The sequence below is a fragment of the Chitinivibrio alkaliphilus ACht1 genome, assembly GCF_000474745.1.
In the GTDB taxonomy this organism is placed as follows: Bacteria; Fibrobacterota; Chitinivibrionia; order Chitinivibrionales; family Chitinivibrionaceae; genus Chitinivibrio; species Chitinivibrio alkaliphilus.
Genome location: NZ_ASJR01000033.1, coordinates 1 through 17,525, shown reverse-complemented (window position 1 = coordinate 17,525; position 17,525 = coordinate 1). Strand labels below are relative to the sequence as shown.

The window sequence follows — 17,525 nt, the reverse complement described above, 5'->3', positions numbered from 1 at the left end:
AACTCGATTTTTCTACTTTAATTGAGGATTTTAGGATAATTCAGCAATAACGATATCCGGTAAAGAAGATGCAGGATGTAAGATGGTATCGTGTGGGTATATTACAATGAACCTGAGATGCCGGAGACAATGGAACATGGTTTTTCAACAGTGAGTAAGGGGATACCTCTGTCTCCTTTTTGGGGCAGGACTTACTATTCTTCTGGCAGAAAATGGATAATCATCCTATAATACTCTCAAAAAAAGAAAGGACTGACATGAAATTGTTTGTATGCAGTGTATGTATGGGATTTGTGTTTTTGGGGTGCGGAACGCGGCAGCGACTGGAGTCATTGCAGACGGATATGGAGGTGATCATGGAAAAAGAGCATAACCGCGATCTTCTTCCACGGTATATGCCTGATATTATTCGTTTGACCGAAAGCCTCTCCCGCATTGAACAGGAGCCTCACATAAATGATTCGATATATCATCACTATGCCGCAATCTACGATACTGCTCAGATGATTACGGAACAGTTTTACGGACTGTCAGATTCTGCTGTATCAGATCTACACCGGAATATGTCCTCTGTGCATCAAGTTTTGCTATCACATATTGAACGCCTGGTGGAGGTTCAGTATGATGCAGCTCGTTGTGGGCATACCCTGAAAGAATCCATGAATAGATTAAATCGGGCGGGGTATTTAATACAAACGCTTCCCCATGATGGCTCCCCGTCTACGGACTCGCTGTTGAATATTCTTTCATATACCCAGGAACAGCAGCATCTTCGTATTACCAATGCTCATCAGGCACGGTATTCCCTGTGGGCTGCCCGGCAAATGTCACGTATTTCTCATGTGGAGGACAGTCTGCAAAATGAGGGAGGACAAAGGCCCGGGATTTCTATTAGCAATATACATTTTTCAACCCAGGGGTTTCATCGGACTGAAAATTATCGACGGGAGGCGGTTCTTTTGCTGTGCGGCCCCATAGATCTGCAGTATCTGGACGAAAAAACACGTGGCGTGTATATACGTATTATCGAAGATATGGTATCCGATATGGAAGAAGATGAGTATTATGAATTTGCCCGTCGTCTTGATGAAATCACGACTCGTGATATGGATTATACGGGGGAGTGGTAAATGAGGATATTCTGCACCACGGCAGCTGTGCTGGTAATTTCTATGGCTGTTTCATGCATTGCAACCCCCGCTATAAGTGGAAGTCCGGCATTGCAGCGGTTGTCCGGTGCAAATTATTCACAGATGGCACGGATTTCACGTTTTGCCGTGGGTCGGGACGTTACTGCTGATCAGGCGCTCTATGTTGTGACTCACTCACGCCGGAGGGCACCATTGTATGCAACGAGAGCCCAGGCTGTTGGCCGGTATGCGGAGGAGTGGTTCGTGCAGAATCGCTCTGGATGGTCTTTGGCAGGAAATCCCACGGATCGACAGCATGATGTTCGTAGAAATAAACGACTGGGGCGGGGAATGGTAAACGGACAGCTGAAGGTTCATTTAAATGGAAATATCAATCAGTATATACGCGATATGAGTCTTCACGATAATGCATCAAACTATTTTTTTGTTCCCGATGATCATTATGAGCCTGTTCGCAATCGTATCCGTCACAGTAGCAACTGGTCACGGGCGGAAAAAAATACTCAGCTGGCCCGGTTGAAAAAAATGGGCATTACCACAAAACAGCTTCAGCATGATTTTGACCGCTATGGGGTGCGGGCAAAGCAAATGGCGGTTCAAAACAGAGTTGCTTCGTCAGCGTATACCGCAGTTATGATATATCAGGTATATTCGGCCTGGCAAAGCCTGCGGGCGGGAGATATGTCACGGGCTGATTTCGGGGTTTTCGGCGGAACATTGCTGCTTCAGCATTCTGCATACCGCAAAATTAGAGCACATGCCCACAGACATCTTTTGCGTACGGGGAAATCCGTACCGGGCTATAAGATGGCTGGTACACTGCTCGGAGTATCTTTTGGTATACAGATGGCATATACTGCATCTATGTATGGTCTGGGAACACCTGAGTTCTGGGAGCAAATGAAATGGGAGGCAGCATACCTTTCTGCCGGAATAATCGGCGGGCATGTGGGATCTGTTATCAGCGGTCCTCTGGCACCAATTGGAGGTATCATTGGTTCATTATCAGCGGTACATCTGGTTAATGTATTCATTTCTGCCCAGGATCAGACACAAAAGCAGATTGAGCATGATCTGCACACTATCATCAAAGATAACGCATCCCTGCTTGATGAAATTTGAGTTTGCCGTATTATGTACCTCTAAAGAGAGCTTTTGTACTTCAGCCTAATGCCCCATCTTCAGGTGTGTTTTCATGATCTGTTTTCTCCGTGGAGTTGTGTGTTTTTCTCTTACTGCCTGAGCCAAAGTCTTAGCTGCCGTCAGTATACTTTTCATGTAATACGGGTTTTCCTGTGAGGAGAAATCCGCGCATGCCGCTGATGCTTTTATTAAGATACACACCGGTAAAAGAATTGTACACATTTTCCTGGGGCAGAACTGATCTCAAAAGAGAATTATAATCATCAATATACAGATCAATGCCGGCTTCAACTATGGTCATGGCAGATAATTTCTTCTCTGCTTCAAAGGCGGATTTGCAGTCATCCAAAGGGAAAAGGCGTCACTCTGTGTGAAACTCAAAGAATTCTACTATATCCTGTGAATTCAATTGTATCAGTGGTTCAAACTGTGTGGTGTCGCCCAGGGAACGGAATTGGTCTTTGAGCGGAATATCTGTTCTGAATGCCGCAATGCGGTTATAAATACTTTCCATACTGTCCTCATATTATGTGATAGGTCTTTGTTTATTCACAGACAGGATAACAGGCATTTTGCCATCCCGCTTCGGGATTGTCCATCATTATCTCTATAATGAGCGGTATGATGTCACCGAGTATACGGTTTGCATCAATAATTTGACTCCTGTTTACCCGGCTGTTCCAGGTGGCCCCTCCGTGAATCAATTGATTACGCAGGGTATACAGCCGAGTGCAGATAATATTCAGCACTCCGGCGGTATTTTGGTGTGCCAAACATCTGTTTGCCGCGCTTTTGGCACGGGTAAACTCCTCCTCCCAGCCGTCGTTGGATGCTGAAGATTGTCGCCGGCTGTCCCAGAATGGTTTAAATACATATTTGTTATCGAGTAGTACTCGTATTGCCTGAGGATATTGTTTCCAGATAATATCAAAAAGTTTTTGGTCCCTGTCCAGGGCTACGATATCTTTCAGAAAGGCATAATGGCGTTTCCCTTCGGATATATCAGCGCAGTCGCTTTCGTTTGCATAGGCTGCATTGAAGGCGATCCAGTAAAAAATAAACCGGCCGTCCGGATCATTTTCGCAGTGGTGTGCCCGGTCAAGCCAGCTTAAGGCACGGTGTATACGCAGGCTCATGTTCTGAGGGTAGTTGTCGCGTTCTGCGCGCTGTCGTGTTTTGAGTTCCTGAAATGATTTCGGTGGCATGGGCTCCTCCCGGTAGATTATTTATAAATATCCGTGGTGTACAGAAAAAGTATAGCATAGTAACAATTCCATGTCCATTGTAAAAAACAGGTATGAGTCCATTGTGTCGGTATTGAATGATTTTAAATGTGATATGCTTATTACCCGGCTGAGACTGTGGTTGTTTTTACTGCTTCTTTTCAGAGAAAAGGCAGGTGTGAAGCAGTAAGGTATTACATCGTTTCTTAATCTTCGGTAAAAAAATTGGAAATAGTATACTTTCAGCGTTCTGTATGTGTAGAAAAGGAATTGAGTACTGAGTGAATTAAAATTCTTGCATTGCCAAAGAAACGTGGTACACTGTAATACCAGAAGGGTATTCCCTTCACCCATTGAACTGAGGAGATGTAAGATGCCGATACCTTTTTGCCACGGGGCCAAAAAATATATCTGTCAGAGTTGCGGTTGGAGCGCCGTACGTCCGGCCAAAAAAATGACTGACATGCGCAGTCCTGCAGATATGATTTACCTGCGGAGTATCTCCTCCTGTCCCCGCTGTAAAGCAACGTGTATATCCGCAAAACCTGCTTCAGGATTTGATCGGTATAACCCCTTTTTAAGAAACGCCTGGAAGAAGTGTTCCTCCTTTGGACACGGGCATATGACCGGGGAGGATGATCGGTGAGAGCCTGTTTTGAAGCAAAGTGGAAAAGATGTTTTTCGGGACATATCTTGATTTCTACAGAAGTTTCTATATACTTATAGTACATCATTTTTTTTACGGGAAGGGAGTATGGCGTGATTTCCGCACACCTGTTTTTCTCACATACCTTACAGGATACTCAAAAAAAAGAATTGAAAGATACATACGGTGTTACTGCTTTCACCGCTCTTCCGGAGGATCTTCAGCATCTCTGGAGCAATGTTCCGGCACAATTGCCTTCAGTAGCCAATTATGCTTCACCTTTGATAGATTATCTGTCTGATAATTCACGCGATACGGATATTGTTTTTGTTCAGGGGGATTTCGGACTTACCTATTATGTCGTGTCATGGTGCATACAAAACGGGCGGGTTCCCGTCTATGCCTCTACACAACGGCGGGCTGAGGAAGTGGTTCAAAAGGACGGGACAGTGGAATTACGGCATATGTTCCGTCATGTACGGTTTCGGGAGTATGAAGGGTGGAGTGAATAATCTTCGGCGGTTTCTTTGTGAAATATATGTGTTAATCCAAAACGAATTACCGGGAGAAATGAATGGGCAGAAAAGTTTTTATCAGTTTTTTGGGGGCAGGAAATTATTCACCTGTACAGTATCAAAATAGTTCAATTAAAACGCCCTATGTCCAAACAGCATTATTGCATAGATTTGGTAAAAATTATTTTGATAAAGTTCGGATCTTAACAACGCCAAAATCAGAAGAAAAACATTGGAAGCAATTATCAGATGATTTGAGGCCGTTTATAACGGATAAGACATCTATTGAGCATGTGCCATTATCTGAGGATTTAGCTAATGCCCAGTGGAAATGGTTTGAAACAATACTCAACTTAGTGGACCAAGAAGATAAGGTCTGGTTTGATATGACCCATGGTTTTAGGGCTTTTTCTATTATCTTGTCAACTGCAGTAAGTTTTATTCAAAAAAGCAAGAGCATCGATCTAAAAGGTGTGTACTATGGGGCTCATGAGGCTCCTGATAAACCGATAATTAATATGGCTGACTTCTACACAATAAACGATTGGGCCGATGGAGTTTCGCAGCTTATTGATACCGCAGATGCTTCGAAACTTGCAGAGCTTGCGGAATCGGCCTCATCCGATTCTTTCCAGGCCTTGAGAGATGAAGAGCTGATTCAGGCGCTGAAAGATCTCACAGATATTGTACGAAATATTGATGTGAATCATGTCGCCGCCACCGCTGATCGTGCCATGGGGATTGTTCGTGAGAAGATTACTCAATGCTCAGGTGCGGATAAGCAGCTTCTTATTATGGTTGAGGATAAATTTAAGGATCTTGCTGTTAGTTATCCGCCATCCGGTCGATATGACTCTGCTTACTTTAAGTTGCAGCTGAAGCTCATTGAAATGCTGAATACGCATGAGCTTTATATGCAGTCATTTACGGTGATGCGGGAGCTTATTGGATCGATTGGGATGCTGGCTGTACAAAAGGGCGATAATAGAGATAATGGGGAATTACGGAAGGTTTACGCTGAGGCATTTTTGTCTGCATTGCAACTGAAATGCAAATGGGATCATGATGCGTTTAAAAAATTAAATGCAGATGATCTTGAGCAGGTCAGGATATTTACAGAGCGTTTTCTTAAAGATGTGGCAGGTAAGAAAAAGATGAAAAGTCTGACGTATAAAATTAAAGATATACGGAATGGTTTTGACCACGCCTGGACAGCTGCTGGTCCGGATAAGAAAAAAGAGCTTGAAAACGTCTCAGATCGATCTATAGAGTGCAAAGATGCACTTAAAAAAGTAATTGACCGTATGAATGAAGAAAACATAATTCCTACCACACAGGAGGTTGAATGACAAAAATAGATGTATCTCGCTTTGTAGAGCGCGAGAGAATAACGGTTGACGTGGAGGTATTAACCCCCATGTTTCTGGGTGGGGCAGATGGAAATGCAGAATTGCGTCCCGCTCCTTTTAAAGCTGCTTTGCGGTATTGGTGGCGGGTTTTGTACGGAGGAAATAACTTAAAAGAGATAGAAGAAAAAATTTTCGGTTGTACCGATTATGCGTCAAGTTTTTCTATGGTTGTTACAGGTAGCGTAAAGCCGAAAAGGGGTAAACCTGCTAATGGTACTAAATTTAAAGTTACTTCAAAATCCAAAGGTAACACTTTCTTTATTGACATTATTGATTACCTCTGTTTTGGGATCTGTGAAAAGAACAATTATAAGTATACACATATACCAATAAACACTCCTTTTACCCTGATTTTATCAAATTTAAAGGAAGATTACAAAGAAGAAATTACGAATTCTCTCAAAGCTCTACTTAGATATGGTGGGGTAGGTGGTCGAGCAAGAAATGGAATGGGTTCCCTCTACTCATCTTTTGCAAATGATTTTGATATTACCAAATTTTTTAAAGGGAAAATAAAAAATTTACTTCTGCAAATAAAAAAGCGAAGGTTTTCGAAGGAACAACCCTTTATAATAAACCTGTTGAAGCACTTTCTGAAGTAGGTATCCTATATAAGGATGCAAGATTATCACTGGAAAATAGACATTATTATAAGAGACGCGGGGTTGTTGCACGTCCCATTGTGCAAGCAAACGATTCGGAAATCAAATCCGGACGGCACCCAAAATCATATTTTCTCGGTGTTCACAAGGAGGGTAATCAGTATCGTGGACAGATACTCTATTTACCTTTTCACTTTTACGAACCGGGCAAAGAAGACGACTATTTAAAAGCCTACGATGACATGAATAGTTTCCTTATGAATTCAGGAAAAATGCAGGAGGTACAATGAGTCACTCAAAAGAGTACTGGAACAGAAAAATTCGCCGATTCCTCCACGATCCGATAGATAAAATGCTGGGAATTCCCGGTCACGAACAAAGGGCTTCCCGTCAGGCTGATGCCTTGGGATGCGCCATGTCGGAAAAAACAGAATATCAGCATGCCGATGTTGTAGCAGCCGGAATGGACAGGGCAGCACTACCCGGATACGATCGTAGTAATCCGGAAAAAAACGGAGCGGTTGACTTTGTTGAAAATCCGGCATTTACGCATCCGATATCTGCTGGTGACGCTCTTCAGGCTTCTGTTGATATGGAAAAGTCAGAAATTGTAACAAACAAAATAATTGAGCTGATGCGGGAAGATACCGGTAATGTGGATGAACGATGGGAGCGGCAGGAATACTTTACCTACCTCTTTTTTATGTTGCGAAAAAGATTAGCCACACAAAACATTGGTAATCTTGGTTTTCTGTGGGAGCTTTTCCCTGCAGACAGCAGAATACCTGATCACACCATATGGAACCATAATGGCATGGTGGCTGCCTTGGGCAGTTGTGTAGAACTCAGCGACGAGAATGAGGCTTCGGTGGTAGTCTATTCACTTTCTCCGGTTCAGTCGTTTATTGGCAAAACCCGAAAATTACGGGATCATTGGGTCGGTTCGGTTGTGTTATCCTGGCTCACCTTTGAAGGAATATGTGCAGTCATTGAAGAGCTTGGCCCGGACCATATACTCTACCCATCTTTGAATGACCAATATCTTGTTGAAGAGTATCTGAAACGTTTGAAAAACAAAACTGAGGATGATCGTTTTCAGACATTTCTTAAGGACTATGAGAGCAAAACCAATCTAAAAAAAGACTCTGCCATAGCATCCTTTCCCAATAAGTTTGTATTCCTTGCCCCGGCAGGTACAGAGAGGGAATATACTGATTTGGTTCAAAAGAGAATCAGTCGGGAATGGGAATGCCTTGCAGATCTTATACTCCGTTTTATGAAAAGTCCGCAGAGCGGCCAATATCTGGATGATATCTTTTATCGGCAAACCAATAATTATTGGACTCATAATTGGGGCGCTGTGCGACTGGTCGATCTGACAGATCGTGAAACTGTGGAGAATAGCCTTTTTGAACCGGAAAAGTTTAAAACGGTATTTGAAACACTGCAGAAATTTGCAGATAAATATTCCGGTAAATCCGTCGTGTATCCTGTGACCCACTCCATAGCCCAAACGACACTGGCGATTACCAAAACACAACCTGATATTCAGCGTCAGCCGGAACCGGGTGAAAAATGTCCGGTCTGTGGAGAGTTTGAAGTGTTGCATGATTCTTCTGATTCAGAAGGTATGAAAGCACATCAGTACTCTGAGGCGATACATGACTTTTGGGGAAGAATGTTTGAAAAACATGGAGAGACAGTGGTAAAGGAGAAAGAGAAACTGTGTGCGATATGCTCCATAAAACGGTTTTTACCGCAAGCAGTAAATCAGAGAGATAAAAACCATATTCTTGCCACTACCTTTAAAGAAGCTGACACCTTTCCGTCAACAACCTATATGGCGTTGCAGGAATATTTCCAGAGAAACAACACTTCGGTACATGAGCGAAAATCGATTGCTGACAATTTTCATGAAAACGAAACGGGCCTGAACAACGAGTATAATGAGACTGATAATTATTATGCAATACTGATCATGGATGGAGATAAAATGGGAGACCTGGTGAATGGTCTGACCGTATCTGCCACATGGCGTGATGTGATACACCCCGCCGTTGTAGATCGTTTTGAACAAGGTACACTGCAGAAAGGGATTTGGGAGGAAATCATTAACGAGCAGCGTATTCTTAGTCCAACCCTGCATAGCACAATATCTGAAGCTCTTGGGGCTTTCTCCGTGTACGCGGTACCACGAATCATAAAAAAGCATGGAGGGCGCCTGCTCTATGCCGGCGGTGATGATGTGGCCGCAGTAATGCCACTTTCAACTTCCATGAGAGCTGCAGAAGAAATACAACGGGCCTACAACTACCGGTTTGCCCGTATCACCGATACCGGGGTGGAACCGATGAGCGAAGCAGACGGTTCAACTCCGGTTTTTCGTTTACCCGGTATAGGAAAGGGAATATCAATCTCCGCTGGACTCTTGATGGTGCATCATAAACAGCCTCTTCGCGGTGCCCTGGAGGAAGCCCATCACCTGCTGGATGATATTGCCAAGGCCAAAGAAGGGCGTAATTCCATTGCCGTTTGTTTGAAAAAAAGAAGTGGACAACCGCGGAGATTCAGTGCAAAATGGGATGCGCAAAACCCTTTTGCCGGTACGAGTCTTTTGGAATCTTTTGATATCGTCAAAGAGGCTTCTATAAAAAAAGATCTGAGCACATCCCTTATTTACCGGTTGGAAACAATCCGGGAAATGATTTCAGCTGTATTAAAAAAGGAACAAGAGCATTTGTCAGAGCAGGCAAAAAGAAAGGTCATCGATATTATTTCCTATGAGGTTGGTCATTCTGGTTTTGTTCACGGCAGTAAAGAAGAAGTGCGAAAAAAATCCCGCTATCTCGCAGAGCATCTGGCTGGATTAGTCTTGAAATATGAGGATGAAGCCTGGAGCTTTTATCCTGAAGTTCCCATTATCGCACGGTATCTTGCCAAAGGAGGTATGCAGTGAGCTGGTATAAATTTATTCCATCGGATACGTTTTTTCTGAGAGGGGCAGAACCCCTGGCTGCCGGTATGGAGTATGAAACTCCGACAATCTTTCCACCGGCTCCTTCTGTTTTATGCGGAGCTATGAGGACTGCTGTTCTCAGCCAAAATGATATTACCATCAGGCAATTCAAAAAAGGCGTGAGCGATCTTGAAAGATACATCGGAAAATTCGGCGCTTCAGCACCTTTTTCTGTAACCGGGGTTTTTCTTGCCTGTGGAGACACATTGTATGTGCCAACACCCTATAACTGGATGACCGAAAGCGAGAAAAATTCAGATGAAATTGCCGTTGTAATCCCGGAATTATTGCCGGCTCATGCGAAAAAACTTGGGATCTGTGGAAGTTATCGATCGCTTTATTGGGGAAAGCATGCGAAAGATTTACGTTCCCTTGGTGGAAGCTGGGTTTCCCTTCCGGCATTGCAGCAAAAAAAGAAAAAGTTGAAGGTTGATACGGATATTTTGCTGAATACGGACTCTTTTATTACGCAGGAGGAGCGAACAGGTATCGCTCTTGATGCTAACCGCAGTGTTAAAAAAAGTCAGCTTTATACAGGCCGACATCTCCGACTTGCTGAAGGTTGGTCCCTTGTCTGGTCAACAGACCGTGATACAGGGCTTGCCTCTTCCGGTGTAATGACTATCGGTGGGGAACAGCGATTTGGTACATATGAGGAGATTGATTCTGTAAATCTAAATAAAAATACTGAATTAAATGCATATATGTGTACGACGCCTGTTTTGGCCACCACTGAGGTTGGAGAAAAGGTGATCGCCTCCGGAAAGCTCGTATATCGGGGGGGTTGGAGTCTTGCAAAACAGTTTCATAAACCCATGGTGGGATATTATCCTGCAGGGACCGTGTTCAGTTCAAAAATTGATAAATGTTGTATTTCACTATAATAAAAGGATATTCATATGTATAAACAGCAAAACTCTGATGTGATTTCATTCTATGCTATTTCTCCGGTTCATGCCGGTTCCGGATCATCAACGGGTGTGGTGGATCTTCCCATTCAGCGTGAACGCCACACCAACTGGCCCCATATTCAGGCTTCAGGGGTGAAAGGAGCCATGAGGGCTCATTTTGAAAAATTTTCAAATTCTATTGCAGATGTAAAAGACTCCAAACAGCAGGAAGAGATCACCAACAAAATTTTCGGAGCAGAAAATTTTGAAGGGGATATTCTTCCTGGGGCAATTTCTGTATCCGATGCCAAATTATTGGCGTTTCCCATGCGTTCAAACGCGTATCCCTTTGTCTGGATTACATCGCCGGCAGTCCTGAAACGAGCTCTTCGGGATCTGGAAATGGTGAATTTGGCAGCACACGATAAAATACAATCCGTAGACGGAACCGATGCCCTGGCTCTGGCCGGTGGAATAACAGGTGATGTTCTCCTTGAAGATTATGAGGTGACAGTTTCTGCAGAAATTGAACTGCCTGAATCCCTGAAGAAACTTCTGTCCGGGGCAGATAAACTCCTGTTGGTAAGTGATGAAGTATTCAATTACGGTGTTTCCAATTGTACAGAGGTACAGACACAGATTAAGATTGATCAAAAAACCGGTACTGCTACTGACGGCGCACTGCGCTATGAAGAGTTACTGCCGGCAGATTCGATATTGTATTCCGTGCTTATGTATGGAAATACCCGCGATACAAGTGAGATGCCGGCGGAAAGCCTGATTCAGTATCTGAAGAATGAGGTTATCACCACTCATATTCAAATGGGTGGTGATGAAACTCTGGGGCGCGGTATGTTTAAAATTCAATGGGTGAAGGAGGCGTAAGATGATACAGACAAAGGAACAGCAGCGAAGCGCATTTGCTCTCCAAAAGATTGATACTGTGTTTGACGGAAGAACAGATAAAGAGACAGCAAACTTTATTGTTGGACTCCCTACCATGATCCTTCAGAATGGTTTTGGCCAGACTCTTGCATTTCTTTTCTCGAAGGCAAAGGGAGCGAAAGAGGGGAAATACTACGACTCAGCAAAAGTTATGCTGGAGTGGGCAAATGAGAATGGGGCAACCCTTGGTGATGATCTGATGAAAGCACTTTCAGAAATTTCAGAAATGGATGCCCGTAAATATATTAGTATTCAGCAGGAGACCCTTGCAATGCTCTGTTGGTTGAAACGGTATGCCCGTGCATTTCAGGAGGCGTAAATGAGTTTTTATGCAATTCCAGAGTATATTCGTAACAAGGTGGAACAGGGAAAGCAGTTTGCTAATTTCGGTTTGCTCTTTCAGAAATTTTATCCCTATGATGGAGCTCCGGATTATGAAAAGATACCTCATACGGGGAGTGTAAAGCGGCTTGTTCAAAAGTACCGGGCGGAGTTCAACTTGATTGCCCATAAGCAGAAACAGCAAAAGGATTTTTTAGAGAACAGGGTACATCTGGCCTCGAAAGATTCTATACTGGCCTTGTCTGCAAAACTTACCAGTCGCTTGGTAACCGGTATCGGAGAGGTTTCTCCCTCTGAAGTAGGGATGGTTTTTGATCGTAACAGCGGCCTGCCCTACATACCTGCTGCTTCCATTAAGGGAGCTGTTCGTATGGCATATACTATAAATTTCGCACGAAAAAATCCTGACAAGGTATCGGGTGGTACAATTGATGAAAATGATGTGGATGGATTGAAAGAGCTCTTTGGTTCTCTTGATACTGCAAATGCTTCTCGTGGCGGTTTTGTCTTTATGGATAGCTATTCAGTAGATATTCCGCAGGTTGTGGCCGATGTTATGACGCCACATTTTTCCAACTACTATGGTGGCAAGAATCCGTATCCGGTTGAAACAGAGTCACCCGTTCCCATTCAGTTTCTCGCAGTGGAAAAGGGGCTTGAATTTGCATTCCGTGGATTCTTCATCAACGATGATGCTAAAAAGTATGCGCCACAATTGATGGAGGCATTTAATACAGCTCTCACGGAACTGGGTCTTGGTGCAAAAACTGCCACGGGATATGGGCGATTTACTGCTCCCAGCGACGTAAGCGAGGATATCTGGCTTAAAGTTGAGCAGGATAAGCTAAGAGCTGATGAACGCCGTCGAAAAGAGGCTGAGGCAAAGGCTGAAGCAAAACGAATTGCAGAAAAAAAGAGAAGGAGGAGCAGAAAATAAAAGAAAAGGAAGAGGAGGAGCAGGCCTATGAAAATGCTCTTGCTTCTGCAGAAGGTATTCGAAAAGATATACTTCTCCTTCAGCGTGGTGATGAGCAGCGTGCAATTGAGCTGTATGATAGATACCTGAAGAATAAAAATCGATTACTGCGGAGGAGATAGAACTTGCAGAGCTCATACTTGGTTTTTACAGGCGGAAAAGTAAAAGGAGGTGAAAAACTTAAAAGGAGAAGAAAACCGATACAGGCATATTCAGGAGTTATTGAAATGCTAACCTACAGCAAAGTCGAATTCACCCTGCGTTTTTCTCAGCCGGTCTTTTTTAAGACCTATCCGACGTTTTTGTTTCGCAGCGTTATCGGCAACGCTCTGAAGAAAATATCCTGTGCTATGAAAGACGGGACGTGTGAATCCTGCCTGTTGAAAAACAACTGCGCCTATGCCTGGTTTTTTGAAACCCATGTGGCGCAGGATAATGACGTTTTGCCCGGAGTGAAAAAAGCCAGTCACCCCTTTATTCTTTCTGCGGAGGATGTGTTTAGAGAAAAGACCGATACCGTGCGGCTCACGGTGACCCTTATCGGAAAGGGCCGGGAATATATCAATTATCTACTTTTTGCCCTGATACAGGCAGGAGAGCGCGGTCTTTTCCGGGATCGGATTTCTTTCACGGTTCGTGCGGTGCAGGATGCCCTGACAAAACGTCAAGTGTGGGAAGGGGATGCACTTTCCCCGCCTGAAAAATCAACACTCAGCCTAAATCCGGATACCCGGAGCAGCGAAAAGCGGAGTCTTTGCCTAAGGCTCCATTCCCCGGTGAAAATACAAAAGGGCGGTCGGGTGATCGAAGACATTGACTATATGAGTCTTCTGCAGAGTATCCACCGGCGGGTGCGTATCCTTGCCGGTTTTTTTGGAGATCGCCATGCCCTGGCTCCTGTTCTGGATTTTCCTGATCTCAGCAGCGGTTTTTTGCCCAAGAAAGAGCATTTTACATCCCGCCGGGTGTATCTGCCGCGCTGGTCCGGCCGTCAAAAGCGTGCCATGGATATGGGCGGCATGGAGGGAGCAATGGATGTTTCCGGCTTGTTTTCACCCTGTGAAATGTCCCTGCTTTCTATCGGGGAGGTGCTCCATGTGGGCAAAAATACGGGCTTTGGACTGGGGCGGTATACCGTGGAGAAACAATTATGAGCTGGGCTTTAATATCCATAATCGGCAGAGGGCGTAAGGATGAAGGCAAGGAGGTATATCAGCGGGTTGATTACCATTTCCCTTCTGGCTGTAAAAAACGGTCGTCCCTGTTTTTTTCGGCAGTACTCTCCTCTGGTGAGTATCCTATTTCGTCTGCTGTTCTCCTTGGTACCAAAACATCCAGCTGGGGCGCTTTGGTTGAAGGCGATGCGGAAACCGATGACGATGTGGAAGAACTGTACTTCCGCATAGAAGAAGCAACGGAAGAAGGTGGTGGTATTGGAACGGAGTTACTATCGCAACTGGAGAAGTATCTTAGCTGGAAATACTCTCGGTCGGTCTTTTGTGCAATTACAGAGCATATGCCATCTCTTCACAATGATCACTACCTCGAATCAATAGATATGTATACGCAGGTTATTTCGAAAATTACAGAGAAAAAGATACTCTTTGATATCACCCACGGTTATCGTTCGATGCCCTTTATTACTGCTGCAGCACTCCGCTTTGAGGGGGCTTTTGCCAAGGAGTACGACGTAAAGTATATCTATGGCGAATTGCCCGAAGGAAGAGTGCGTGACCTCTCTTCATTGGTACAATATCAGAATATTACACGGTCTGTACATCTCTTCTTTGGACGATATGATGGAACTGACCTTGCCGATCATGCGGCCCCAAACTGGCCGGGATTTGCTAAGGCTATTCGTAAATTCAGTCATTTAATGCAGGCCAATTTCTATCCTCATATTGCAGAGTGGTGCCGCCAATGCGGAAATATTGCTAAGGATAAGCCTGCAGGGTTGCCCTTCTGGTTGGAACGAATCTATATGCGTTTTGTTCAGGAGCTTCATGATCCTCTTGAGAAGCATCAAATGCTCTGGGGTAAGATCGCTGTTTTGAGTACCTACTACTTTCGGGCGCATATGTATGGCCAGGCAATTATTGCACTGCATACGGCCGTTGAGTATTATGTGCTCGAGCACGCTTGCTGCAATGAACAGTCCTATGACATGCTCAAAGAGGCGTACAACTCTTTTATGGATGATCTCTTTGCTAAGGATCCCGAAAGGGTCAAGAAGCTGCATCGCCTCAGAAATATACGGAATAGTATTGCCCACGGCGGTTCACCAGATGCTAATGGACGGGAACCTCAAGCTGAAAACCTTAAGAGCCAGTACGAGTCATTTCTAACCACTTTTTCTCAACTTACCGGAGTTACCTATGACCACATATTACATTCGTTCTGATTATGGAAGCCTGCGGCGGGTTTCAGATCGGTTAAAATTTATCCCGGAGAATACCGGTGAAGGAAAGATCCTTTTTCCCCACCGCATGGAGGGGCTGGTGATTATGGGTAATACGGAAATAACGTCACCGGCGTTGAAATTATTGATGAAACACGGCATAGATACGGTGTTTCTCACAAAGCACGGACGGTATAACGGAAAGCTTGTTTTTAACGAAAACAAAAATGTGTTTCTCCGGAAGAAACAGTTTGAACAATTGGCGGGAAATTTTCCGCGGTATTTTGCCAGAACCATTGTTACTGCAAAAATCCGCAATCAACGGGGATTTATTCAGCGCCTTATCAGGGAAAAAGATCTGACAGGAGGCAAGGAAGCTGTCAGGCGAATGGATTCTCTGTTGAAAAAGGTTGAGCAGACTGACTCAATGGAGCAGTTACGCGGGTATGAAGGGAGTGCTGCCCGAATATATTTTTCTGTGTATGGACAGGTTTTTTCAGGGGAATGGCCTGTTTTCAAAGGGCGTAATTCTCATCCGCCGCGTGATGAGGTGAATGCAGTACTCAGTTTCCTTTATACCCTGATTTTTTTCCGTGTTGATGCCGCTCTTGCAGCAGAAGGGCTTGATACCTATGTCGGCTATTATCACAGTCTGGAATACGGCCGGCGCTCCCTTACACTGGATATGATGGAGCAGTTTCGTGTGCCCCTGGCGGATGCAGTCTGTGCCGGTCTTTTTAATCGCAAAAGCCTTACACGGGATGATTTTCGTGTGGTAACCCATGATGATGAAGAGGATATTCCCGGCTCCAGTCTTGAAGATGGCCCCATTGAAGATATGAAGGCGGTGCTTCTGACAAAGGAAGGGGTGGGCAAAACAATCACGGCATTTGAAAAGAAGCTGGAGCAGGAGATTTTGTATCCGCCCCAGCAGAAACGTCTTGCCTGGACTGATATATTCCGCAAACAGGCAGCGCATATTAAGCGGGTGATTATGGAGGAGGAGTTGAATTTTAAGCCACTGGTGAAAACACGATGATCTGGCTGGTGTGTTACGATATTACCCATCCGCGTCGCCTGCGGCGTACTGCCAAATATCTGGAGAAATGCGGTATTCGTGTACAGTATTCTTTTTTTCAGGTTGAGATGACGCATGGTCAGTTTGAACGTATGAAAAAGGGGCTGCTTTCCATTATTGATAAAAAAAGGACAAGCTCGGTTTTTATCCCATTTGCTCCGATTGTTCACAAAAACATGAGATAATTGGGAAGGGAACGATTTTGTCCTTTGAACCCTACGAGATATTATGACAGATTCAGAGCCAAAGCACTATGTTATTATCTATGACATATCCGATTCCCGACGGCTTTCACGGGTGGCGAGAATCCTTGAAGATTCGGGTATACGATATCAGAAATCGGTTTTTGAACTCTATATAAAACTGGGGCAGCTCCTTAAAATAAAACAGGATATTCAGGCTGTGATAGATGCGGAGGAAGACAGTGTGATTGTTATTCCTGTGTGTGAGAAAGACTGGCAGAAACAAGTGAAATATGGTAGTAATGCGGGGATTAAAGAAGATGATGGTACCTTTAAACTTCTGTAAGTTCGGGAGGTATACATCATGTATATTATAGAGAATAGGGCATTGTTCTTTGATTTTTGCACAAACCCCGATGTACCCACAGAATGCCCGTGTAACCGCTGAGGTTTGTGCATGTGTTATACTATGCTGATTTGCAGTTTGATGGGATGTTTTCAGATTCTTTGTAATGTGAAATCTACCCTGTTCTTTGAAAAACATGTAACGGTTTGTGCAAAGTACATATTCAGGCCTCTTCAGGAGGCGGATACAAAGGATGCTATCAGAATGAATACCTTGGAATAAAGGATTAAGACATATTATCCAAGCGAGTCTTATAATCTGCACCATAACGCTTATCAGAATGAATACCTTGGAATAAAGGATTAAGACTGGCAATGTATGACATGCTTTTTCTCCTTTGTTGAATTATCAGAATGAATACCTTGGAATAAAGGATTAAGACTCTACAAACTCCATGGCCAACTCCATGGCCATTTCGGTAATCAGAATGAATACCTTGGAATAAAGGATTAAGACTGTAGGTTCTGGTTCTGGGACAGGTCCTAATTCATCAGAAATCAGAATGAATACCTTGGAATAAAGGATTAAGACATTTCGTACCTATTTACTATAGAGTCTATTATAGATGATCAGAATGAATACCTTGGAATAAAGGATTAAGAC

General features: G+C 44.0%; 19 protein-coding genes and 1 CRISPR repeat array. Of the genes, 16 read left to right on the top strand and 3 right to left on the bottom strand.

Annotated features, from left to right (window positions below; translation table 11 throughout):
• Positions 1-284 precede the first annotated feature (284 nt).
• Both CALK_RS11010 and CALK_RS11005 read left to right on the top strand, forming a co-directional pair.
• The gene (locus tag CALK_RS11010) at positions 285-1,130 is read left to right on the top strand and encodes a hypothetical protein (RefSeq protein WP_155851864.1); all 846 of its coding nucleotides are present in this window, start codon (positions 285-287) and stop codon (positions 1,128-1,130) included.
• Positions 1,131-2,273, top strand: coding sequence for a hypothetical protein (locus tag CALK_RS11005; RefSeq protein ID WP_022637746.1), 1,143 nt, complete (start codon positions 1,131-1,133; stop codon positions 2,271-2,273).
• Positions 2,274-2,403: 130 nt separating this feature from the next.
• Here the strand turns inward: CALK_RS11005 and CALK_RS11000 are convergent, their stop codons facing one another.
• From CALK_RS11000 to CALK_RS10995, 3 genes are read right to left on the bottom strand one after another with little or no spacing between them, the layout of a single operon-like run.
• Complete coding sequence (locus CALK_RS11000) at positions 2,404-2,643, bottom strand: hypothetical protein (protein ID WP_034638055.1); 240 nt, start codon at positions 2,641-2,643, stop codon at positions 2,404-2,406.
• A gap of 12 nt (positions 2,644-2,655) precedes the next feature.
• Positions 2,656-2,808 (bottom strand): hypothetical protein, encoded by a 153-nt coding sequence (locus CALK_RS12955; RefSeq protein WP_155851863.1) that lies wholly within the window; start codon positions 2,806-2,808, stop codon positions 2,656-2,658.
• A 31-nt stretch (positions 2,809-2,839) separates the two neighbouring features.
• Positions 2,840-3,499: a HEPN domain-containing protein gene (locus CALK_RS10995; protein WP_022637744.1), complete on the bottom strand. Its 660-nt coding sequence runs from the start codon at positions 3,497-3,499 to the stop codon at positions 2,840-2,842.
• Positions 3,500-3,890: 391 nt separating this feature from the next.
• On the opposite strand from CALK_RS10995, the gene CALK_RS10990 reads away from it, so the two are divergent.
• The 14 genes from CALK_RS10990 to cas2 (CALK_RS10920) all read left to right on the top strand — a co-directional run bounded on the left by CALK_RS10990 (position 3,891) and on the right by cas2 (CALK_RS10920) (position 16,862).
• A complete protein-coding gene (locus CALK_RS10990) occupies positions 3,891-4,163 on the top strand; it encodes a hypothetical protein (RefSeq protein WP_022637743.1) in 273 nt (90 codons plus the stop codon).
• 113 nt (positions 4,164-4,276) lie between these two features.
• Entirely contained in the window at positions 4,277-4,675 is a 399-nt protein-coding gene (csx20, locus tag CALK_RS10985) for a CRISPR-associated protein Csx20 (RefSeq protein WP_022637742.1), read from the top strand.
• A 62-nt stretch (positions 4,676-4,737) separates the two neighbouring features.
• On the top strand, positions 4,738-6,027 hold the full coding sequence (csx2, locus tag CALK_RS10980) for a TIGR02221 family CRISPR-associated protein (protein ID WP_022637741.1): 1,290 nt from the start codon (positions 4,738-4,740) through the stop codon (positions 6,025-6,027).
• The gene (cmr1, locus tag CALK_RS10975; RefSeq protein WP_022637740.1) at positions 6,024-6,689 is read left to right on the top strand and encodes a type III-B CRISPR module RAMP protein Cmr1; all 666 of its coding nucleotides are present in this window, start codon (positions 6,024-6,026) and stop codon (positions 6,687-6,689) included. The genes csx2 and cmr1 overlap by 4 nt, the downstream gene beginning before the upstream one ends.
• A 286-nt stretch (positions 6,690-6,975) precedes the next feature.
• Positions 6,976-9,645, top strand: a complete 2,670-nt coding sequence (gene cas10 / locus CALK_RS10965; RefSeq protein ID WP_022637738.1) for a type III-B CRISPR-associated protein Cas10/Cmr2 — start codon at positions 6,976-6,978, stop codon at positions 9,643-9,645.
• Positions 9,642-10,589: a type III-B CRISPR module-associated Cmr3 family protein gene (locus CALK_RS10960; RefSeq protein WP_022637737.1), complete on the top strand. Its 948-nt coding sequence runs from the start codon at positions 9,642-9,644 to the stop codon at positions 10,587-10,589. The genes cas10 and CALK_RS10960 overlap by 4 nt, the downstream gene beginning before the upstream one ends.
• Before the next feature lie 15 nt (positions 10,590-10,604).
• Entirely contained in the window at positions 10,605-11,480 is an 876-nt protein-coding gene (gene cmr4 / locus CALK_RS10955; protein WP_022637736.1) for a type III-B CRISPR module RAMP protein Cmr4, read from the top strand.
• Position 11,481: 1 nt separating this feature from the next.
• Positions 11,482-11,859 (top strand): type III-B CRISPR module-associated protein Cmr5, encoded by a 378-nt coding sequence (gene cmr5, locus CALK_RS10950; RefSeq protein ID WP_022637735.1) that lies wholly within the window; start codon positions 11,482-11,484, stop codon positions 11,857-11,859.
• A complete protein-coding gene (gene cmr6, locus CALK_RS10945) occupies positions 11,860-12,819 on the top strand; it encodes a type III-B CRISPR module RAMP protein Cmr6 (protein WP_022637734.1) in 960 nt (319 codons plus the stop codon).
• A gap of 266 nt (positions 12,820-13,085) precedes the next feature.
• Positions 13,086-14,012 (top strand): CRISPR system precrRNA processing endoribonuclease RAMP protein Cas6, encoded by a 927-nt coding sequence (gene cas6 / locus CALK_RS10940; RefSeq protein WP_155851862.1) that lies wholly within the window; start codon positions 13,086-13,088, stop codon positions 14,010-14,012.
• Complete coding sequence (locus CALK_RS10935; RefSeq protein WP_022637731.1) at positions 14,009-15,259, top strand: CRISPR-associated DxTHG motif protein; 1,251 nt, start codon at positions 14,009-14,011, stop codon at positions 15,257-15,259. Before cas6 ends, CALK_RS10935 begins: the two co-directional genes overlap by 4 nt.
• Positions 15,234-16,295 carry a CRISPR-associated endonuclease Cas1 gene (cas1, locus tag CALK_RS10930; protein ID WP_022637730.1) on the top strand — a complete coding sequence of 354 codons (1,062 nt, stop codon included), beginning with the start codon at positions 15,234-15,236 and terminating at the stop codon, positions 16,293-16,295. Before CALK_RS10935 ends, cas1 begins: the two co-directional genes overlap by 26 nt.
• Positions 16,292-16,519 (top strand): CRISPR-associated endonuclease Cas2, encoded by a 228-nt coding sequence (cas2, locus tag CALK_RS13465; protein ID WP_022637729.1) that lies wholly within the window; start codon positions 16,292-16,294, stop codon positions 16,517-16,519. The genes cas1 and cas2 (CALK_RS13465) overlap by 4 nt, the downstream gene beginning before the upstream one ends.
• Positions 16,520-16,562: 43 nt before the next feature.
• Complete coding sequence (gene cas2, locus CALK_RS10920; protein WP_022637728.1) at positions 16,563-16,862, top strand: CRISPR-associated endonuclease Cas2; 300 nt, start codon at positions 16,563-16,565, stop codon at positions 16,860-16,862.
• Positions 16,863-17,120: 258 nt separating this feature from the next.
• A CRISPR array of direct repeats spans positions 17,121-17,525; the repeat unit is 35 nt; unit sequence ATCAGAATGAATACCTTGGAATAAAGGATTAAGAC.

What these genes read in the sequence shown, in the direction of transcription:
- CALK_RS11010 (WP_155851864.1), top strand. Translation starts at nt 285, where the DNA reads ATGGGATTTGTGTTTTTGGGGTGCGGAACGCGGCAGCGACTGGAGTCA.
- cas6 (WP_155851862.1), top strand. Translation starts at nt 13,086, where the DNA reads ATGCTAACCTACAGCAAAGTCGAATTCACCCTGCGTTTTTCTCAGCCG.
- cmr5 (WP_022637735.1), top strand. Translation starts at nt 11,482, where the DNA reads ATGATACAGACAAAGGAACAGCAGCGAAGCGCATTTGCTCTCCAAAAG.
- cas2 (WP_022637728.1), top strand. Translation starts at nt 16,563, where the DNA reads ATGACAGATTCAGAGCCAAAGCACTATGTTATTATCTATGACATATCC.
- CALK_RS12955 (WP_155851863.1), bottom strand. Translation starts at nt 2,808, where the DNA reads ATGGAAAGTATTTATAACCGCATTGCGGCATTCAGAACAGATATTCCG.
- cmr1 (WP_022637740.1), top strand. Translation starts at nt 6,024, where the DNA reads ATGACAAAAATAGATGTATCTCGCTTTGTAGAGCGCGAGAGAATAACG.
- cas1 (WP_022637730.1), top strand. Translation starts at nt 15,234, where the DNA reads ATGACCACATATTACATTCGTTCTGATTATGGAAGCCTGCGGCGGGTT.
- cmr6 (WP_022637734.1), top strand. Translation starts at nt 11,860, where the DNA reads ATGAGTTTTTATGCAATTCCAGAGTATATTCGTAACAAGGTGGAACAG.
- cmr4 (WP_022637736.1), top strand. Translation starts at nt 10,605, where the DNA reads ATGTATAAACAGCAAAACTCTGATGTGATTTCATTCTATGCTATTTCT.
- csx2 (WP_022637741.1), top strand. Translation starts at nt 4,738, where the DNA reads ATGGGCAGAAAAGTTTTTATCAGTTTTTTGGGGGCAGGAAATTATTCA.
- CALK_RS10995 (WP_022637744.1), bottom strand. Translation starts at nt 3,499, where the DNA reads ATGCCACCGAAATCATTTCAGGAACTCAAAACACGACAGCGCGCAGAA.
- CALK_RS10990 (WP_022637743.1), top strand. Translation starts at nt 3,891, where the DNA reads ATGCCGATACCTTTTTGCCACGGGGCCAAAAAATATATCTGTCAGAGT.
- cas10 (WP_022637738.1), top strand. Translation starts at nt 6,976, where the DNA reads ATGAGTCACTCAAAAGAGTACTGGAACAGAAAAATTCGCCGATTCCTC.
- CALK_RS10935 (WP_022637731.1), top strand. Translation starts at nt 14,009, where the DNA reads ATGAGCTGGGCTTTAATATCCATAATCGGCAGAGGGCGTAAGGATGAA.
- CALK_RS11005 (WP_022637746.1), top strand. Translation starts at nt 1,131, where the DNA reads ATGAGGATATTCTGCACCACGGCAGCTGTGCTGGTAATTTCTATGGCT.
- cas2 (WP_022637729.1), top strand. Translation starts at nt 16,292, where the DNA reads ATGATCTGGCTGGTGTGTTACGATATTACCCATCCGCGTCGCCTGCGG.